The following is a 16629-nucleotide window of genomic DNA, read 5'->3' as shown; positions in this document are numbered from 1 at the left end:
GTTTACCCAAGGACACCAGAGTATGTTTAACCGGTTAAAACACCTTCAAACTTCCACTAAAGGCTACATTGGTATTCCAATCGTCTTGTTGATGGTATTGGCAATGGTCATCTTGCCTTTGCCACCATTGCTATTGGACGCGCTGTTCACCTTCAATATCGTGTTAGCGATCTTGGTATTGCTGGTCAGCACCACAGCGAAGCGACCGCTCGACTTTTCGATTTTCCCAACCATTTTGTTGGTCGCAACCTTACTTCGCCTCACTCTAAACGTTGCTTCAACGCGTATCGTATTACTTGAAGGTCACAACGGCAGCGATGCTGCTGGTAAGGTGATTCAAGCCTTCGGTGAAGTGGTGATCGGCGGTAACTACGTGGTCGGTATGGTGGTGTTCATCATCTTGATGATCATTAACTTTGTCGTGATCACCAAAGGTGGCGAACGTATTTCTGAAGTGTCGGCACGCTTTACCTTGGATGCACTACCGGGCAAACAAATGGCCATCGATGCCGACTTAAACGCTGGCTTGATCGACCAAGAAACCGCGCGTCAACGCCGCAAAGAAGTGGCGAACGAAGCGGACTTCCACGGTTCCATGGATGGTGCGTCCAAGTTTGTTCGTGGTGATGCGGTTGCTGGCTTGCTGATCCTGTTCATCAACATCATTGGTGGTATCAGTATTGGTGTGTTCGAGCACGGATTGCCAGCGTCAGAAGCCTTCAAGACTTACGCCCTACTGACTATCGGTGACGGCCTTGTTGCTCAAATTCCATCACTGTTACTTGCTACCGCTGCAGCCATTATCGTGACGCGTATTAACGACAGTGATAACGGCATGTCGGAAACCATGCACAAGCAGCTGCTTGCGACACCAGCGACCTTGTATACCGTTGCCGCTATCATGGCGATCATTGGTATGGTTCCAGGAATGCCTCACCTTGCGTTCTTCACCTTTGCCGCGGTGCTAGCATTCGCGGGCTGGCGACAAAGCAAAAAGCCGGTGCAAGATACGCAAATCGACCAAGTAGAAGCCCTCTCTCATGCCATGCAGGAAGAAGAAACCGCACTTACTTGGGACGATATTCCTCATGTCCACACTCTGTCTCTTGCGTTGGGCTACCGATTGGTTCACTTGGTTAACAAAGAGCAAGGCGCACCTCTAGCGCAGCGTATTCGTGGTGTTCGCCGCAATCTCTCTGAGCAAGTGGGTTTTCTACTGCCGGAAGTACGTATCCGTGACAACTTAAGTTTAAAGCCGAACCAATACACCATTGCTTTGAACGGCGAAGTAATTGAACAAGGTTTTATCGAGCCAGAACGTTTGATGGCAATTGCCGTGGGTGAAACCTATGGCGAAGTGGATGGCATTCTTGGCAGTGACCCAGCCTACCAACTGCCTGCGGTTTGGATTGAACATCAAGACAAAGCGAAAGCGCTGAACATGGGCTACCAAGTGGTTGACGATGGCACGGTTATCGCCACACACATCAGCAAAATCATGAAAACTAACTTGGCTGAACTGTTTACTCATGACGATGTTGAAGCCATGACTCAACGTCTTACGGCGCAAGCGCCAAAATTGGCCGAAGCCTTAGCCGCTGCACTAACGCCAGCACAGCAGCTTAAGGTTTACCGTCAGCTTCTGCTCGACCAAGTTCCGCTAAAAGACATTCGCACCATCGCCAACACCATGCTGGAATCTTCGGAAAACACTAAAGATCCGATTTTACTCGCGGCAGATGTACGCTGCGCACTTAAGCGAACCTTGGTTAACTTAGTTGCGGGCCAGAAGAACGAACTGAACGTCTACGCCTTGTCTGATGAACTTGAACAGATGCTGATGACGTCATTGCAACAAGCACAAGCAGCAGGCACCGTCATGCTCGATAGCTTCCCGATTGAGCCAAACATTCTTAGCCAGTTCCAACAGAACTTGCCTTTGATTCGTCAGCAATTGAAGCAGCAAGGGCTGCCACCAATCTTATTGGTCATGCCTCAACTACGTCCATTGCTGGCACGTTACGCACGTACCTTTACCCAAGGATTGGCGGTACTGTCTTACAATGAAATTCCAGAAAATAAACAGATCAACGTGGTAGGAAACCTTGGTTAATCTCATCTCAAATAAAGCGATGTATGACTACTTGTGCGATCTCGCACTGCAACACATTGTCACGGACGACGATCAACTGGTGTTTGATGCGCTCAAACACAATGACATTCAACACGCCTGTCAGGCGATCCGTAAAACAAAAACCGGTGAGGTGGAATACCAGCACCTTACCTTGCGCTTTGGAGTACGTGGCGAGCAGAGTGTTTATCAGTTTGAATTGTCTGAGCAAATGCAATATTGCTTAGATTTATACAGCTTGTATCTAGCCCTGCGCCAAACTCAGTTCCAGCTCGATACCTTTCATCCGGACCTTATCAGCAATGTCGTGGTGCCTATTCGGGTCGACGCTTTACTATGGCAAGCAGGCCGTCACTTTTTGAATCAGATGATTCAATTCCACAAGGCTGCATTTCAACATGTCGTGCCCGCTTTGCAAGCCGATGAAACTCTGTGCCTGCATGAACGCGTCGCTGCTTTAGTTGAACAACTGAAAGACAACGCGTATGCCCTGTGGTTTGAAATTGCGACCAGCCAAACACACTTTGAACGCATTGCCGAGTTTGAACCCGACCTGATCAAGCTATCCGTCACGATGGAAAACAAGCAAGATCAGCATGCGTTCCTTCCCATCGCACGCTTCCTGCGTCGTAATCAATTCCCTTGGGTGGCAGGTAGAGTCGCAAGCCAAAACGAGCTCAATCGTTACCGCTTACTCGGTGCGAGTTATTATTTCGGCTATTTCAGTGATATTCCCACTTCATTGTCGTTTAAATCGTTCGCCGATGAATAAACTGAGCTAAAGAAAAAGGGCGAGTTCAGCTATCAGAACTCGCCCTTTTTCATGTCTAAACAGCCTTAAAATGCGAATTTTCTGGAATAGATATCACCAAAAATCATCAAAATTGGCGATTTTGGCAAAATTTTTAAATTTCCAATTAATCATTAAAACCAACCGACCGCCTCTAGTTAGTGAGCAAGGGAGAATCCCGAAGCCTGAAAGAATAGTGAAAAACTAAGGAGACCAAGATGGCTTTATCTATGCATACTAACTTCGCATCGCTTGTAACTCAGAACACGCTGAACAATACAAGTAACCTTCTGAACACGTCAATGGAACGTTTGAGCACGGGTTACCGTATCAACTCAGCAGCAGACGATGCAGCAGGTCTACAAATTGCTACCCGTCTTGAGTCTCAAACTCGCGGCATGAGCGTTGCAATGCGTAACTCGCAAGACGGCATCTCAATGATGCAAACAGCGGAAGGCGCGATGGATGAAATGACAAACATCGTATACCGCATGAACGACCTAGCAACACAAGCTTCGAACGGTTCAGTATCAGCAAACGACCGTACTGCACTAAACGCTGAGTACCAGCAGCTAGGTGAAGAGCTTGCGAACATTATGGATTCAACAAGTTTTGGTGGTAACAAGCTTCTACAAGATGCTGGCACATTTGGTGCGGCAGCGGTTAACTTCCAAATTGGTACTCAAGCGGGTGAACAACTAGCAGTAGACGTTTCTGCGGAAGTGCAAGCAATCAACGCGTCAATCGGTACATCTGGTGCACTAGCTGTGGGTGACCTAACATCTGAAGCAAACGCGCAAACTGCAATGACAGCACTAACAGGCGCAACGGGTGATGCAGGTCTTCTAGGTCAAATCGGTACTGCACGTTCAGCACTGGGTGCGAACATCAACCGTCTTGAGCACACAATGACAAACCTAGGCAACATGGTTGAAAACACATCTGCTGCGAAAGGCCGTATCACTGACGCAGACTTTGCTGTTGAATCTTCAAACATGACGAAGAACCAAATGCTAATGCAAGCTGGTACAACGGTTCTTTCTCAAACTAACCAGCTGCCAGGCATGGCAATGTCGCTACTGCGTTAATAGAACCTTTCTATTCCCTAACAACGCGCAAAATTTAGTTCGTCTGAAAGCTCAAAGCCTCCCTCGTATCTGGGAGGCTTTTCTTTGTCTGAAAAAAGCGCTTGGAAAAGCGTTCTAGCGACGGATATAGATAGAAGTGGCTTCGTTGGTGTGGCTAGAAGGAATGCGAAAGCCTGCTTTCAGCATGGTGTTATGTAGAACTTTGTTGAACAGCTCCAGCTCGGCAGATTCCACACCTCGATGTGGCTCATACGCTTTGAGCTCTGGAAATCGAGAGAGCGCCTCTACACGAATGTTCGCCAGTTCCTCGGCATTAATGTTCTGTTTACTGCGCAGTTTGGTGCCAATGAAAGCCTCATATGCACGGGCACACTTCATCAGTCGTAAAACAAAGTCATTCATTATTGTCGTTCTTTTTTTAGTCGAATTAGGGAGGATAGCCAGCCGCTAGCAACCACAAAAATTGCAGGGGCATAAGATAGCAAACCTTTGCATTCAAACAGGATCAGAAAAATCTGAATCCCTTAGCAGTAAACGCCTAAACTTTCGCATGATGCGTATCGCTACATACCTCTCTTTTCTTCCCTCCATTGCATTAAATCTTTCACCACTTTTGGTCGCCTTTTTTATTTGGGAACCCCTTTAGCTATCAAGGGGAAAGCGGAACCAGCAAGGTGGAAAAGCCGCTTCCTCCCAACACACAAAATTGAACGTAAGATACTGTTTTATATAGGCATAGATATCAGGCACACATCTTGCGATTGAGTATTTATTACTGGCATAGAAAAGCCAAATACAGATGAGAGAGGGAGCGACCTCATGAGTTCGTTAGATCCAATTACCATGGCAACCCAGTTCGCCACGTTAGACGTTCAGCCATTTCAGCAACGTTACCAAATGCAGGCCGATCGATACCAAGCGCAACTTACCGCTCTAGGCAAAGTGGAAAGTGCATTGCGTGACTTCCGAACTGCGGTTAATGAGATGAACAGCAGCACAAGCAGTATCATCAAAAATACCGCAACGACCTCTCAAGACGGCTTTTTCACCGCAAGTGCCGATGCCAACGCATTAGTCGGTAACTACCAGATTTTCGTTGAGCAAGTCGCCACTTCACATCAGATTTCTACGGGTATGCCTGCAGACTTGGAGGCCACTACCGAGGTCCCAACTACCGGTACGTTAGAGTTCACCATCAATGGTGAAACCATGACTTTAGATATGTCGACGGTGGATACTGACGGCGATGGCAAAGCGACCGTGACGGACCTAGTCAGCGCAATCAACAACAACAACCCTGATAACCCAGGCGTGAATGCCACGCTTGTGCGTTCAAATGGCCAAACACACTTCATGCTCTCCAGTACCGAGACAGGCGTAGCAAACACCATCAATGTCAGTGCGACGGGAACAGGACAAGCTTGGTTTGAAGATGCATTCACCAACACAACAGAAATCAGTAAACCACAAGATGCTGTTATCTGGCTTGGCGCGGAAGGTACAGGGCTGCAACTGACTAACTCAAGCAATACCTTTGAAGGTGTGATCGATGGTGTCGACATCACGGTCACCAAAGCGCAAACCTCAGGAGAAGCCTCTATTTCAATGGACGTAGGCGCAGACAGCGAAGGCACTAAAGAACAACTTGATAAGTTTGTTGAAGCTTACAACGCTCTGGTTTCTACCATCGATGAATACACCCAAATTGGTGGAGAAGATAAATCACGTGGCGTACTGGCCAGTGACCCTACCTTGCGCTCTATCGAAAGCCAATTAACCAGCTTGGTGCGCGGCGAGCATGGCGGAATGCGTTTGAGCGAAGTCGGCATCACTCTTGATCGCGACGGCAAAATGAAAGTCGACCAAGACGAATTTACAGAAGCACAAAAGAACAATAGCGCTGCACTCGAATCAATGTTTAACGGCGATGGCGCCCTGCTCGACTCGCTCGATGACATGGCAGAGCCGTTTTTGAAGTTCTCGTCTGGCACATTCAATTCTCGTAAAGACGCACTACAAGCCAATCTGGACCGAATTGAAGATAAGCAGACAACCTTAGAACGCAAGTACGAGATGTCTTACAACCGCTATCTAAAACAATTCACTCAAATGAACACCTTAATGACGCAAATGAACCAAACCATGTCGATGTTTGGTTAAGGCTTTAGGAGAAGTACTTATGCTAATGGATTCCGGCTACGACTCATACCAACAGGTCGATCTGGATGCTCAAGCAGCATCCGCCAACCCACACCAACTCGTTGTCATGCTGATCGACGGGTTGCTCGATGAAATTGAACGTGTCCGCGGCCATTTGGCTGCCAATCGTCTTGCTGAGAAAGGAATTGGCATTAACAAGTGCATGAACATCCTTATCGGATTAAGCAGCGCATTGGATGAAGAGAATGGCGGTGAGATCGCTGAGAACTTACGTCAGCTCTACGACTTCTGCCAAGTCGAATTGTATTACACCAGCGTACAGAACGATGCGACACGTTTAGACAACGTAGAGCGCGTAATGGGTAACATTCGAGAAGGATGGATGAACTTTGGACAGCAAGCATAAAGTGTCGCCGGAGCGATTTCGCCACTTATCAAAACTGATCCAAATCGCCACTAAAACGGCCGATTGGCAAGCACTCAAACGCTACGACTTACAGTTGCGAGAACTGCTTATCAGCCATAAACCTTTCTTGAAAGATCCGAAACTCGCACCGGAAATTCAGCGAGCAAAAGCGGTGCATGCTACTGCGTTTGCTGCGCTTGAGAAAGCCACCAGCGAACTACAGCAGGAGATGAACATGGTGAACGACCAACAAGAACGAGCCATGGCATATCAACTTGCGATGACGATGGAGCTAACGCAATGATGGTCACTAACTCAATACCTGCGAGTTCACCTTCTCAATCGACAGCCGCTGGGAAGATCTCTCACGCTCGTTCAGAGCAAGGCGTTTCACCAGCAAATTCAGCCGCGGTCACTCAGCAGGGCCAAACCAACGCGCCTATCACCGTTGCCGGATTTCGCTTAAATACGCAAGCCTCACCGGCGGAAGTGATGCGACCTGACGCCAGCTCACCAGAGCTCCACACAGAAGACACCTCTGACGAAACGTTACTAGGTAATGCTTCATCAGAGGTGAATCTGGCCACCCAAGCGCAAGCTCTCATGCAGGGAATCAGTAAGGCGGCCACTAAGCAAGGCGATACCAACCAGCTTGCACAAGTGTCAGCAAATAACACATCGCAAAGTGCAAACATGGGCGCTCAAGCCAACCCAATGCTTACAGCCCCCGCGCAAGAGAACCAACGTGGTGTGCAAGCGAGCGCGGTAAATTCACTTAAAGTTTCTGCTTCTGATTTGCAAACGTTACTGAATCAACCTGCTCATGGGCAAGCATTCGCAGCCAACACGCAATCGCAGACACCAAACGTGCAACATTCAATTCCAACCTCACCGCTTACAGCAACTCAAGCTCAACGTGCGGAGTGGGCGGCGGTTCGCGTGGATACCAGCTCTGGTAGATGGGGCGAGCAGATGATGCAAGTGCTGCAAGATCGCGTGACATTACAAGCTCAGCAAAACCTACAAGAAGCTAAAATCCGTCTCGACCCACCAGAGTTAGGCAAATTGGATTTATTGGTACGCGTGGAAGGTGACCGCTTGAGCGTGCAGATTAACGCCAATACTGCCGCAACTCGTGAAGCCTTAATGCAGGTATCTGAGCGCCTTCGCACTGAACTGCAAGAACAGAACTTCGTTCACGTAGACGTCAACGTCGGCTCAGATCAAGGTCAAGAGCGACATTCTCATGATGGCTCTCAAGAAGAAGCAACCGTCTTCGCCGCGCGTGAAACCAACGCCTTTCAATCTAATACAACAACAAACTATTCAGAGCATTGGCTGAACACTCAAGCCTAATGAATCATCGAGGAAAAAGGTTATGACCAAACAACAAATGATCGCCCTGTTTATCACCATGATCATCACCAGTGCCCTCGTTTCCGCTGCCACTGTGGTCGGCGGTATTTGGTACCTCAACAAAAGTTCGGAGTCTTCTTCATCAGAATCCAGCGTTAGTGCCTTCCTGGAGGACTCACCGCTGGCATTCCTAACTTCTGAGCAACCAACAACAAAAGGCCCAAGCTTTCATCCATTAGATAAAGTGGTGCTGACCATCAAAGGCAAGAAACAAACTCATTTTGTGATGCTGGAACTTGCGGTGGAAACACGCCGCCCAGAGCGCATTAAGGACATTGATGCTTACATGCCGATGGTTCAAAACTCACTGCTAAAACTGTTTAGCGACAAAACCTTTGATGAGCTTCAGCAGGCGGGTGCCATTGATATCCTACAAAGCGAAGTCAAAGAGACTCTGCTGCTTGCGTTCGCAAAAACCGACATCGTTCGTGATATCGATGATGTTCTGCTAACCAAGTACGTTGTGCAATAACGGAGCACAGCCATGTTGGAGATGAACTTACAGGAAAGTTATACCGCGACGGAGGAAGTGAATACGCCGTCGCGCCCGATTGATGAAAATGCACTGCTGCAACGTCACCAAGTCATGGTTAAGCGCGTAGTAAATCAACTGCGCGTTCATGCGACCTCGCACTGCAGCATTGAAGACATGCAGCAAATCGGCTTGATTGCGCTTGTCGAAGCTGGGCGTCGTTATGGGGATGTGGATGATCCACACTTCCCCGCTTTTGCCGTTTGTCGTGTTCGTGGCGCGATTTTGGACGAGCTTCGTCGTTTGGATTGGCGCTCACGCAAAACCCGCCAACAGGCGCATGAGCTTAACGATGTGACACGAGATCTTACTCGGGCGCTGGGCAGAATGCCCACCGATGCTGAAATCATCAAAGCGCTAGGTACTGATGAGCAAGACTACTATAACCGCCAAAACGCCGCACTCGCGGGCGAAATGCAAAGCCTCGACCAATTGATGGAAACTGGCGGAGACAGCCACTTTGGCGGCCAATATGACGGCATGGAACATGAGCACATTCGCCGCAGCTTAGACACTGCGCTGGGCAAAATGTCGAAACGTGACCAACTGTTGCTCACCTTGTTCTATCAGCATGAACTCAACCTCCATGAAATCGCGCTCGTGCTCGATCTGACACCACCTCGCATCTGTCAGTTGCACAAACAAGCGCTTAAACAACTCAATCAATTAATGTCCTCTTAGGAGTCACAAGATGCAAAAGTTTTTTGGAGCCATTACTGTACTGATGTGTGTCTTCGGCGGATACATGTGGGCAGGCGGTAAACTCGGCGCTATCTGGCAGCCAGCCGAGTTCTTGATCATCATCGGTGCGGCAGCAGGTTCACTGATCATTGGCAACCCGCCACAAGTGTTAAAAGAAATGCGTCAGCAAGTACGTGCGACCATCTCTGGCCCGCGTCAAGAGTATGAGTACTACATGGAGCTAATGGCGCTGCTTAATAACCTACTCGAAACCGCACGCAGCCGCGGTTTTAAGTTTCTCGATTCGCACATTGAATCACCAGAGCAGAGCTCTATTTTCCTCGCTTATCCAAAAGTCAGTAACGATCATCGTCTAATTTCTTTCATTACCGACAATTTACGTTTAATGGCAATGGGACAAATGTCGCCTCATGAATTAGAGGGACTGTTAGAACAAGAAATCGAAGCGATTCAAACCGAGATGCTTTTGCCTTCACGCTCTATGCAGCGCACGGCAGAGGCTCTTCCTGGGTTCGGTATTCTTGCGGCAGTCGGTGGCATCATCATCACCATGCAAGCCATTGACGGCTCAATTGCACTGATTGGTTATCACGTTGCCGCCGCCCTCGTTGGTACATTCATTGGTATTTTCGGTTGTTACTGTTGTTTAGATCCACTCAGTAACGCCATGGCTCAACGAGTTAGACGAAACATGACGGCTTTCGAGTGTGTACGCGCCACTTTGGTTGCTTACGTAGCGAAGAAACCAACATTGCTCGCTATCGACGCTGGCCGTAAACACATTCAGTTAGACATCAAACCAACTTTCAACCAAATGGAGAAGTGGCTAGCTGAACAGGAGGGATAATGCAAAAACAAGAGCATGTGGTGTTCAAACGCGCGAAAGCACATAACCATGACGAGTTTCATGGTGGCGCGTGGAAGGTCGCGTTTGCCGACTTCATGATCGCGTTGATGGCGCTGTTTCTTGTCCTTTGGGTCATGCAAGTGGTCGACAAGGAAGAGCGCAAAGCCATTGTGGCGCACCTTCATAGTTCGAGCGTTTTTGATAAGAGCTACGGTAACCCTTTCGATACCTCACAAAGTATCTCTCCCATCGACTTGGCACAGGACTCTTCTGTGCCAAGTAAGCACAACTCTAACCACGTCGTCAGCTCTTTCTTCCAAGGTGACGGCGATGGCCCAGAGATTGACTCGCTTATCCCAGGCAATTTCGATACCCAAGAGCAACTCGCTCTGCTGGCCAAAGTGATTGATGAGGTCGTCGGGCAAATCAGCGCGCAGGGTAACGTTAATGTCACCATTACCCCGCAAGGTCTGCGCATTGTGCTTCAGGATGACTACAAGCAACACATGTTCAGCCGTGGCGGCGCAGAATTAACCCCTTTCTTTGAGGATTTGTTACTTGCGCTTGCTCCCGTTTTCGAACGCATCAGCAACCCATTGATCATCAGTGGCCATACCGATTCGACACCGTTCAAAAAGCGTTTTGGTCGACAATCGAACTGGGCGCTATCCGCCTCCCGTGCCGATGTCGCTAGAAATACCTTGGTGGAAGGTGGCATGCCAGACGATCGCGTTATGCAAGTGACTGGAATGTCAGATCGTGCCTTGCTTAACCCAGAAGAACCCGACTCTAGCGAGAACCGCCGAATTGAGTTATTCATTCTGACCACACCAGCAGCACAAGTTTTGGAAACCTTCTTCGGCAATCAAGAAGGCAGTGAGCTACAAAAAGCCAAACAACAAGCAGAGTTTAACCAGCCAGTGATTAGGCAAGAAGTGATTCGTTACTCGGTCGAACCTGACGATACTAAACCTCAGATTCAAGACCTATAACCCCCTAAAAGGTCACCAGTTTCTACCCTCTGCGTGACCTTTTCCCCAACGATAATATTGCTGAAATTTGTGTAGTTGAGTTCGATATGTCCGTACCTGCGCCCAATAAATCAAAAAATGACTCGCTCAAAAAAGCCTTTCTCTGGCTGATCATTTTCGACTACCTGTTGCTGACATTTTTTCTCACTCAACTATCAAGTCTCAACCTCAACAGCGGCACCATGATTAGCCTACTGCTCGTGGTTTATAATATCTTGCTGGTTTCGTTCTGCTACCAGCGTACCAGCAACCATGATTCTTACATCATCTATCCTGTACTTTCAGCGACGCTACTGGCGTTCGTCTGCTTCCTGTATTTTTTCTTTCTGGTGTAACTTCAAGCATGATGCGATTGCACTTTTGACCACCCAGCAGAAACGCTAGCTTAGAGGCACCATTTGCACATTTTTAATCGAATGACTTTTTAGCGGCGTTGCACAACTGGTGATGGTTCCAACCTCGATACGACTGGTTTTTGAGTAGATAGCTAGCACGTCAAGACACGCTTCTTCATGCGCTTCTAGCCATGGGTTAGCTGTGATAAAAGAACGAATCTTGTCCACATAAACCGGATGCTCCGAGTACAAGTCTTCTAACTTCTTTCTACCGATGTAAGTGTGTTGGTTTTCACCACCAATGGGAAACAATACACCTTGCTGTCTACGTTCTAGCTGATAATTGCAATTGTTGCAGCTCTTTACTTGGGCCAGTGTTAGTGTGTTTTGGTCATCTTTAAATACTTTGATACTGGTTTGGGTTTGGTTAAGCGCAGCATTACTTTTGGTGTCTGCTTTGGAGTACTCCATCTCCCCTAACAAGCTAGCCTTTTTACTTATTAAGAAGGCTGTATCTAACCCCGAGGCACTGATGAGGTAGCTATCTAAGGGCGTCGCACTTGAGCAGCCATTAAGAATCGCTAACCCAAAGGAAATGAATAATCCAAAGAGAAGAGCGAGTGGTTTTGATTTCATATCTGAATCCTTATTGAATCGGAGAAGTGATTCAAAAAGAATAAGGAAAGCAAAGAGTGATTAATTGTCATTGCATGCCTAAAGAAATCGACCAGAAATAAAAAACCCAGCGTCGAGGCTGGGTTTTCATTTAGGAGGCAAAGCCACCGGCTTTATTCAGCGTTCATTAGCTCATTTTCAGTCAGATAAGCTTCAATGATCTTCTCAGCTGATAGTTCAATATCTTCCAAGCAGGTATGACAACTTAGTACTGAGAACAACATAGTTTTCAGTCCTTTGTAACCCGAAGTAGAAGGGTAAAGCGTTCCTTCTTGCTGCAGTCGATGAACCACACGCGCCGTCAGTTCATTCCGATATGCCTCATCCCCTTCACCAAATTGCGCTGAGAAGCGATTAGACACCACATCATTCAAAATAGTAATGCCATCTACCGTTGAAAGTCTTTCTGCCATGTGTTGTGCCAGCAAAGTACAACGATCAACGTGCTCTTCAATGCCTTGCTTACCTAGCGACTTAAACGCAGCGTACACAGGCACGCCGCGCGCTCGTCGCGAAGCACCAATACCAAAGTTGATCGCATTACGATCAGGCTTGTCCATTGCATCATTGAGGTAGTCGCCCATATTGCTCCCCCCCATGGCTTGAGAAAGCAAGCCTGCATCTTTTACGATGACCATGCCTGAGTCGTATGGCATGTTGAACCATTTATGGCCATCGGTATCAATCGAATCTACCCGCTCAATACCATCAAGCAGGTAACGATGTTTGGCACTTGCTGCTGCCCATAGACCAATCGCACCATCAACATGCAGCCACGCATTACCATGAGCAGCGACGGCATCAGCCAAAGCGTGGAAAGGGTCGAAAGCACCAGAGTCGATACAACCTGCTTGCGCACAAACTAACGTTGGGCCTTCCAGTGCAGTGATCGTTTCCATTAGATTATCTGGAATAATGCGTAAGTTGTCGTCGGTCGGCACCTTAACAATGTTTTCCAAACCAATGCCAATCATCGAAAGCGCTCGCTTAATCGTTGAGTGGATTTGGTCACTGACAACCACATTAATACGTGGTGCACCGTACATGCCTTGGTTGGCAACATCCCAACCAGCACGTTGCAAGAGCGCATTACGGGCTGTGATAAGACTGGTGTAAATTGCCTCCTGCGCGCCAGAGGTAAAACCAATGCCACAGTTGGGAGCCAAACCAAGCAGTTGAGTCATCCACTCAGCGGCGGTCTCTTCAACCACTGATAGCGCAGGGCTAGCAACGTAGTACGGGACGTTTTGGTCCCACGCACTCACCAACCAATCTGCCGCCAAAGAAGCAGGAAAAGAGCTGCCAATAGCATAACCAAAGAAACGCGGACCACCTGTTGCGATAAGGCCTGCATCAACATTTTTGACCATCTCGTTAATCACAGTGGATGGATCTGTTGGTGTCGTTGGAAGTGTTCCCCCAATGGCCTTTCTCAACTCCTGAGACGTCACGCACTTGTCTACTGGTCGTTCATTTAGTGATTCTAAATATTCAACCGCGTGCTCTAAGGACTGGGAAAGTGGTGAACGGTATTCGTGGAATCGATGGGACATATTCGTTTCTCTCTCTTTAGTTTCAATGCCCTTCATCTTATTGATCGAGAGAAATATAACTTGTCATCCTGTGCCATCAAATGGAACAAGTTGTGGCAGTGATGAAACGCAGCATCTCAGGTTATTACTATGTCTGACGCCGAAGAGTTAAGCTTTCGATAGGCTGAAGGGGTCATGCCTACTCTTCTACGAATAAATCGAGTAAAGTTTGCTGTATCGGTATAGCCCAAAGAAGATGCGATAGCCGTAATAGACAGGCGAGAGTCTCTCAATAATTGCAGACTTCTCTCTATTAGCAACTCTTCAACAATGTGACTATAGGTTACCCCTTCCTTGTGCAAGCGCCGTTGTAGGGTCCGTTTCGGAACCCCCAGAATACGTTCCGCATCGAGAATAGAAAGTCGGCCACCAGAGATATAAGGCTGAATTGCAAATCGAAACGAAGATAGAAAAGACTCTGGGACCTCACAAAGCGTAGCTGCCCTCTCCCGTCTTTGTTTTTTGGGCATAAAAATCGCTTTGTTCAGGATCGCACCATCAAGCTGAATACCGGTTGCAGCACGATTGGTATAAAACTGAATATGTAGGAGCTGCGGACAGGTGAAAAACGGCTCCATCTCAGTGCTTTTCAAACTCACATTCATGGTTTTTTGACGAGAGTTTGAAAGTGCGGCGACCAATTCATCCATAAAAATGATACTGAATACCTCCGCATACTTATACCACGGCTCGTTTTCCCCCTCTTTGTACCGCGCAAACCAAGTATGGTGATGGTATCTCTCAAGACAGAATTGAGCATTGTTGGAGTATTGTCGGATGAATAGACAGAAGACCTCAATGGCATCAGCCACTGTCATGCTTGGTACGAGATGTAAGTTCTCCAATATCTTTGGTATATAGAGCTCTCGGCACTTAGTCCAAATCGTAAGGATAAAATCTTCTGTCGAGCAAGACTCTCCAAATATCAAAATGAGATTTTTTAATGTCGTTTCAGGTAGGAACTCGAACTCTCTTTTTTGAACATCATCTGGGGCTCCGGTTAATTGAATCAATTGATGAGTATCAATATCAAGCTCTTTGAAAAGCTCACCTAAGCCATGGATACACGTTGCCCTGACTAACGGAACGCCCTTGAATGAACCCACCATCATCTTTCTCCTTACCACATTGAGTTTGGTTGGAAGGTAAAGAAAAGAAAGCGCCTTGTCTTGTCATTTGGCGACAATGAGATCATTGCGCTTTTGTGGTTCTTCTTGGAGTACCTCGTTAGCTTTACTGCTCTCTTAATCGCGCTGATGCAGATATCACTAACGTGTCAGAGCTGAGTTTCGCGACTTGGAAAAAGCCGCCTTTTGAGGAAAGTTGACTCGCATTGAGGTTATCTACATCCAACTTCTTAAACCAATAGGGAGCGAGTGAGCACTGTGCTGACCCTGTTGCGATATCCTCATTGATGCCGATTTTTGGCGCAAAGTAACGCAAAACATAATCGTTAGGCCCACTTTGAGCGGTGACCATCACAGCATGAAAGTCTCGGATTTGGCATAGGCGATCAAAATCCGGCTGGTACTGTTTCACTTGCTGCTCAGACGCTAACACCACCACAAGATCTCGGGTAGTGACAACATCTAACACTTGCACACCAGATTGCTCTAAGTTTAATAACTGTAAATCTAAACTGGCAGGAACAGGACTGGCATCCCATGCAGGCAAAGCCATTTGGTACTGAGTACCATGCTTAGCAATGGTGATGTCCCCATAATTACTGTGCAACTTAACAGAGCGTTGGTTTAGATGAGCAATCAACGCCGCGCCAGCGCCCATACTGCCATGACCACACAAGTTGATTTCACTGGCCAAAGAAAACCAACGAATCCACCAACGCCCATCGACACAGCAAAGGAATGAGGTGATAGGTTGGGCGATACTTTGAGTTATCTCCAACATCTCTGAGTCACTCAACCACTCAGATAAAAGCACTACGCCACAAGGATTACCTTGCGCATCCTCAGAGCAGAATACATCATAAATTTGGGTATCGATAACTCACCTCATATCGCCATTCAAACATCAAATTGCTCGGTAATAGCAAACATCCCTAAACGATGGAAATGCTACTTTTACCTAACAGAAGGTGAAAATATCGTGCGACAAACCATTACGCAAGCACACTCATATCATTAAGTGACCTTAAGCGACGATTTATCTCTGTAAAGGTCTAAACCAAATGAGGGGAATGAAAAAGGAAGCCGTGAGGGCTCCCTTTGAAGGTGGTGATTGAATTCTGAAGCGTTAAGTAACGAAGCTCAGATTAACGAATCATCAGATAAAAGATCACACCGGCCGTAAATCCCAATATAGCCAGAAGATGTTGAGTCGGTGTTGAATTCCCTTCACTCTTCTTCTCTTTCAAATCACTTCGCACTGCCATACTGACTCCTTGTCTTTGGTCTGTCTTTAGTCCCTGCAAGAATGCCTAGGCGAGAACATGCTCACTGATCATTTTGTTGAAAGAAACCAAGTCGAATGAACCTCTGATCTCAAAGCGCACTCGACCTACTTCACTTAGGAATAGTTCAATCTCACAATCCAGATCAAGCGTACCAGATGTTTCAATCGAGAACGCATTGATCTTGCTGTATGGCAAAGAAGTGTAGTCGACTTTTGATCCCGTAATCCCTTGCACATTGGCCGCAATAACGCGCTTGTTGGTGAACACGACTTGGTCACGCACCGTTTTGAAACCTGCAAAAATGCTCTCCCCATCAATTAAGAATTTATGGAAGTCCTCTCGTACCTTTGAAGTTTCAATCGGCTTGAGTTTGAATATCGATGAGTTTTCGAAATCGATCATGGCGTTCCCTTAGAACATAAATAAAAACCTTCATCAATTAATAGCAAAGTCTCTACCGCGAGCCTATTGATTTTGGTGACTTTTCTATCACCATCTCGTTTTTGGTCTT

At 47.3% G+C, this 16629-nt stretch carries 18 protein-coding genes; 12 read left to right on the top strand and 6 right to left on the bottom strand.

Annotated features, from left to right (window positions below; genetic code table 11):
• Window positions 1–22: 22 nt before the first annotated feature.
• The 3 genes from flhA (at window position 23) to lafA (ending at window position 4009) form a co-directional block, all read left to right on the top strand.
• On the top strand, window positions 23–2113 hold the full coding sequence (gene flhA / locus GXP65_RS05370; RefSeq protein WP_005432348.1) for a flagellar biosynthesis protein FlhA: 2091 nt from the start codon (window positions 23–25) through the stop codon (window positions 2111–2113).
• Window positions 2106–2903 (top strand): EAL domain-containing protein, encoded by a 798-nt coding sequence (locus tag GXP65_RS05365; protein ID WP_086015390.1) that lies wholly within the window; start codon window positions 2106–2108, stop codon window positions 2901–2903. The genes flhA and GXP65_RS05365 overlap by 8 nt, the downstream gene beginning before the upstream one ends.
• 236 nt (window positions 2904–3139) lie before the next feature.
• Window positions 3140–4009 carry a lateral flagellin LafA gene (gene lafA, locus GXP65_RS05360; RefSeq protein ID WP_005432351.1) on the top strand — a complete coding sequence of 290 codons (870 nt, stop codon included), beginning with the start codon at window positions 3140–3142 and terminating at the stop codon, window positions 4007–4009.
• Between the two features lie 114 nt (window positions 4010–4123).
• On the opposite strand, the gene GXP65_RS05355 is transcribed toward lafA, so the two are convergent.
• Window positions 4124–4411 carry a hypothetical protein gene (locus GXP65_RS05355; protein ID WP_005432352.1) on the bottom strand — a complete coding sequence of 96 codons (288 nt, stop codon included), beginning with the start codon at window positions 4409–4411 and terminating at the stop codon, window positions 4124–4126.
• 417 nt (window positions 4412–4828) lie between these two features.
• Here GXP65_RS05355 and fliD point away from each other — a divergent pair, with 417 nt between their 5' ends.
• The 9 genes from fliD to GXP65_RS05310 all read left to right on the top strand — a co-directional run bounded on the left by fliD (window position 4829) and on the right by GXP65_RS05310 (window position 11438).
• Entirely contained in the window at window positions 4829–6169 is a 1341-nt protein-coding gene (fliD, locus tag GXP65_RS05350) for a flagellar filament capping protein FliD (RefSeq protein ID WP_162092237.1), read from the top strand.
• A 19-nt stretch (window positions 6170–6188) separates the two neighbouring features.
• On the top strand, window positions 6189–6575 hold the full coding sequence (fliS, locus tag GXP65_RS05345) for a flagellar export chaperone FliS (protein ID WP_038890671.1): 387 nt from the start codon (window positions 6189–6191) through the stop codon (window positions 6573–6575).
• Complete coding sequence (locus GXP65_RS05340; protein ID WP_038890670.1) at window positions 6559–6879, top strand: hypothetical protein; 321 nt, start codon at window positions 6559–6561, stop codon at window positions 6877–6879. Before fliS ends, GXP65_RS05340 begins: the two co-directional genes overlap by 17 nt.
• Window positions 6876–7931, top strand: a complete 1056-nt coding sequence (locus tag GXP65_RS05335) for a flagellar hook-length control protein FliK (RefSeq protein WP_162092236.1) — start codon at window positions 6876–6878, stop codon at window positions 7929–7931. The genes GXP65_RS05340 and GXP65_RS05335 overlap by 4 nt, the downstream gene beginning before the upstream one ends.
• Before the next feature lie 22 nt (window positions 7932–7953).
• Window positions 7954–8463: a flagellar basal body-associated FliL family protein gene (locus GXP65_RS05330; RefSeq protein ID WP_005432357.1), complete on the top strand. Its 510-nt coding sequence runs from the start codon at window positions 7954–7956 to the stop codon at window positions 8461–8463.
• Window positions 8464–8475: 12 nt separating this feature from the next.
• Window positions 8476–9204, top strand: coding sequence for a lateral flagellar system RNA polymerase sigma factor LafS (gene lafS / locus GXP65_RS05325; protein ID WP_005432358.1), 729 nt, complete (start codon window positions 8476–8478; stop codon window positions 9202–9204).
• A gap of 10 nt (window positions 9205–9214) precedes the next feature.
• On the top strand, window positions 9215–10072 hold the full coding sequence (gene motA / locus GXP65_RS05320; protein ID WP_038890667.1) for a flagellar motor stator protein MotA: 858 nt from the start codon (window positions 9215–9217) through the stop codon (window positions 10070–10072).
• Complete coding sequence (locus tag GXP65_RS05315; protein WP_005432362.1) at window positions 10072–11064, top strand: flagellar motor protein MotB; 993 nt, start codon at window positions 10072–10074, stop codon at window positions 11062–11064. Before motA ends, GXP65_RS05315 begins: the two co-directional genes overlap by 1 nt.
• 86 nt (window positions 11065–11150) lie before the next feature.
• Window positions 11151–11438: a hypothetical protein gene (locus GXP65_RS05310; RefSeq protein ID WP_038890666.1), complete on the top strand. Its 288-nt coding sequence runs from the start codon at window positions 11151–11153 to the stop codon at window positions 11436–11438.
• Between the two features lie 45 nt (window positions 11439–11483).
• On the opposite strand, the gene GXP65_RS05305 is transcribed toward GXP65_RS05310, so the two are convergent.
• The 5 genes from GXP65_RS05305 to GXP65_RS05285 form a co-directional block, all read right to left on the bottom strand.
• The gene (locus GXP65_RS05305; protein WP_162092235.1) at window positions 11484–12074 is read right to left on the bottom strand and encodes a hypothetical protein; all 591 of its coding nucleotides are present in this window, start codon (window positions 12072–12074) and stop codon (window positions 11484–11486) included.
• 152 nt (window positions 12075–12226) lie between these two features.
• Window positions 12227–13666, bottom strand: a complete 1440-nt coding sequence (locus GXP65_RS05300; RefSeq protein ID WP_162092234.1) for an aminotransferase class V-fold PLP-dependent enzyme — start codon at window positions 13664–13666, stop codon at window positions 12227–12229.
• Between the two features lie 116 nt (window positions 13667–13782).
• A complete protein-coding gene (locus GXP65_RS05295) occupies window positions 13783–14817 on the bottom strand; it encodes a helix-turn-helix transcriptional regulator (RefSeq protein WP_162092233.1) in 1035 nt (344 codons plus the stop codon).
• 121 nt (window positions 14818–14938) lie between these two features.
• On the bottom strand, window positions 14939–15697 hold the full coding sequence (locus GXP65_RS05290; RefSeq protein ID WP_162092287.1) for a PhzF family phenazine biosynthesis protein: 759 nt from the start codon (window positions 15695–15697) through the stop codon (window positions 14939–14941).
• Window positions 15698–16142: 445 nt separating this feature from the next.
• On the bottom strand, window positions 16143–16520 hold the full coding sequence (locus GXP65_RS05285; protein WP_005432371.1) for a PH domain-containing protein: 378 nt from the start codon (window positions 16518–16520) through the stop codon (window positions 16143–16145).
• Window positions 16521–16629: the final 109 nt, after the last annotated feature.

Source organism: Vibrio sp. LB10LO1 (assembly GCF_010092875.1).
GTDB classification, from domain to species: Bacteria; Pseudomonadota; Gammaproteobacteria; order Enterobacterales; family Vibrionaceae; genus Vibrio; species Vibrio campbellii.
Note: the sequence above shows the minus strand (reverse complement) of the source record. Positions and strands in the feature narration are given on the sequence as shown.

Bases quoted from the DNA above. Each gene is read 5' to 3' on its own strand.
- fliS (WP_038890671.1), top strand. From the start codon at position 6,189: ATGCTAATGGATTCCGGCTACGACTCATACCAACAGGTCGATCTGGAT.
- GXP65_RS05310 (WP_038890666.1), top strand. From the start codon at position 11,151: ATGTCCGTACCTGCGCCCAATAAATCAAAAAATGACTCGCTCAAAAAA.
- GXP65_RS05335 (WP_162092236.1), top strand. From the start codon at position 6,876: ATGATGGTCACTAACTCAATACCTGCGAGTTCACCTTCTCAATCGACA.
- GXP65_RS05295 (WP_162092233.1), bottom strand. From the start codon at position 14,817: ATGATGGTGGGTTCATTCAAGGGCGTTCCGTTAGTCAGGGCAACGTGT.
- GXP65_RS05285 (WP_005432371.1), bottom strand. From the start codon at position 16,520: ATGATCGATTTCGAAAACTCATCGATATTCAAACTCAAGCCGATTGAA.
- fliD (WP_162092237.1), top strand. From the start codon at position 4,829: ATGAGTTCGTTAGATCCAATTACCATGGCAACCCAGTTCGCCACGTTA.
- GXP65_RS05300 (WP_162092234.1), bottom strand. From the start codon at position 13,666: ATGTCCCATCGATTCCACGAATACCGTTCACCACTTTCCCAGTCCTTA.
- motA (WP_038890667.1), top strand. From the start codon at position 9,215: ATGCAAAAGTTTTTTGGAGCCATTACTGTACTGATGTGTGTCTTCGGC.
- GXP65_RS05355 (WP_005432352.1), bottom strand. From the start codon at position 4,411: ATGAATGACTTTGTTTTACGACTGATGAAGTGTGCCCGTGCATATGAG.
- lafA (WP_005432351.1), top strand. From the start codon at position 3,140: ATGGCTTTATCTATGCATACTAACTTCGCATCGCTTGTAACTCAGAAC.
- GXP65_RS05330 (WP_005432357.1), top strand. From the start codon at position 7,954: ATGACCAAACAACAAATGATCGCCCTGTTTATCACCATGATCATCACC.
- GXP65_RS05305 (WP_162092235.1), bottom strand. From the start codon at position 12,074: ATGAAATCAAAACCACTCGCTCTTCTCTTTGGATTATTCATTTCCTTT.
- GXP65_RS05315 (WP_005432362.1), top strand. From the start codon at position 10,072: ATGCAAAAACAAGAGCATGTGGTGTTCAAACGCGCGAAAGCACATAAC.
- lafS (WP_005432358.1), top strand. From the start codon at position 8,476: ATGTTGGAGATGAACTTACAGGAAAGTTATACCGCGACGGAGGAAGTG.
- flhA (WP_005432348.1), top strand. From the start codon at position 23: ATGTTTAACCGGTTAAAACACCTTCAAACTTCCACTAAAGGCTACATT.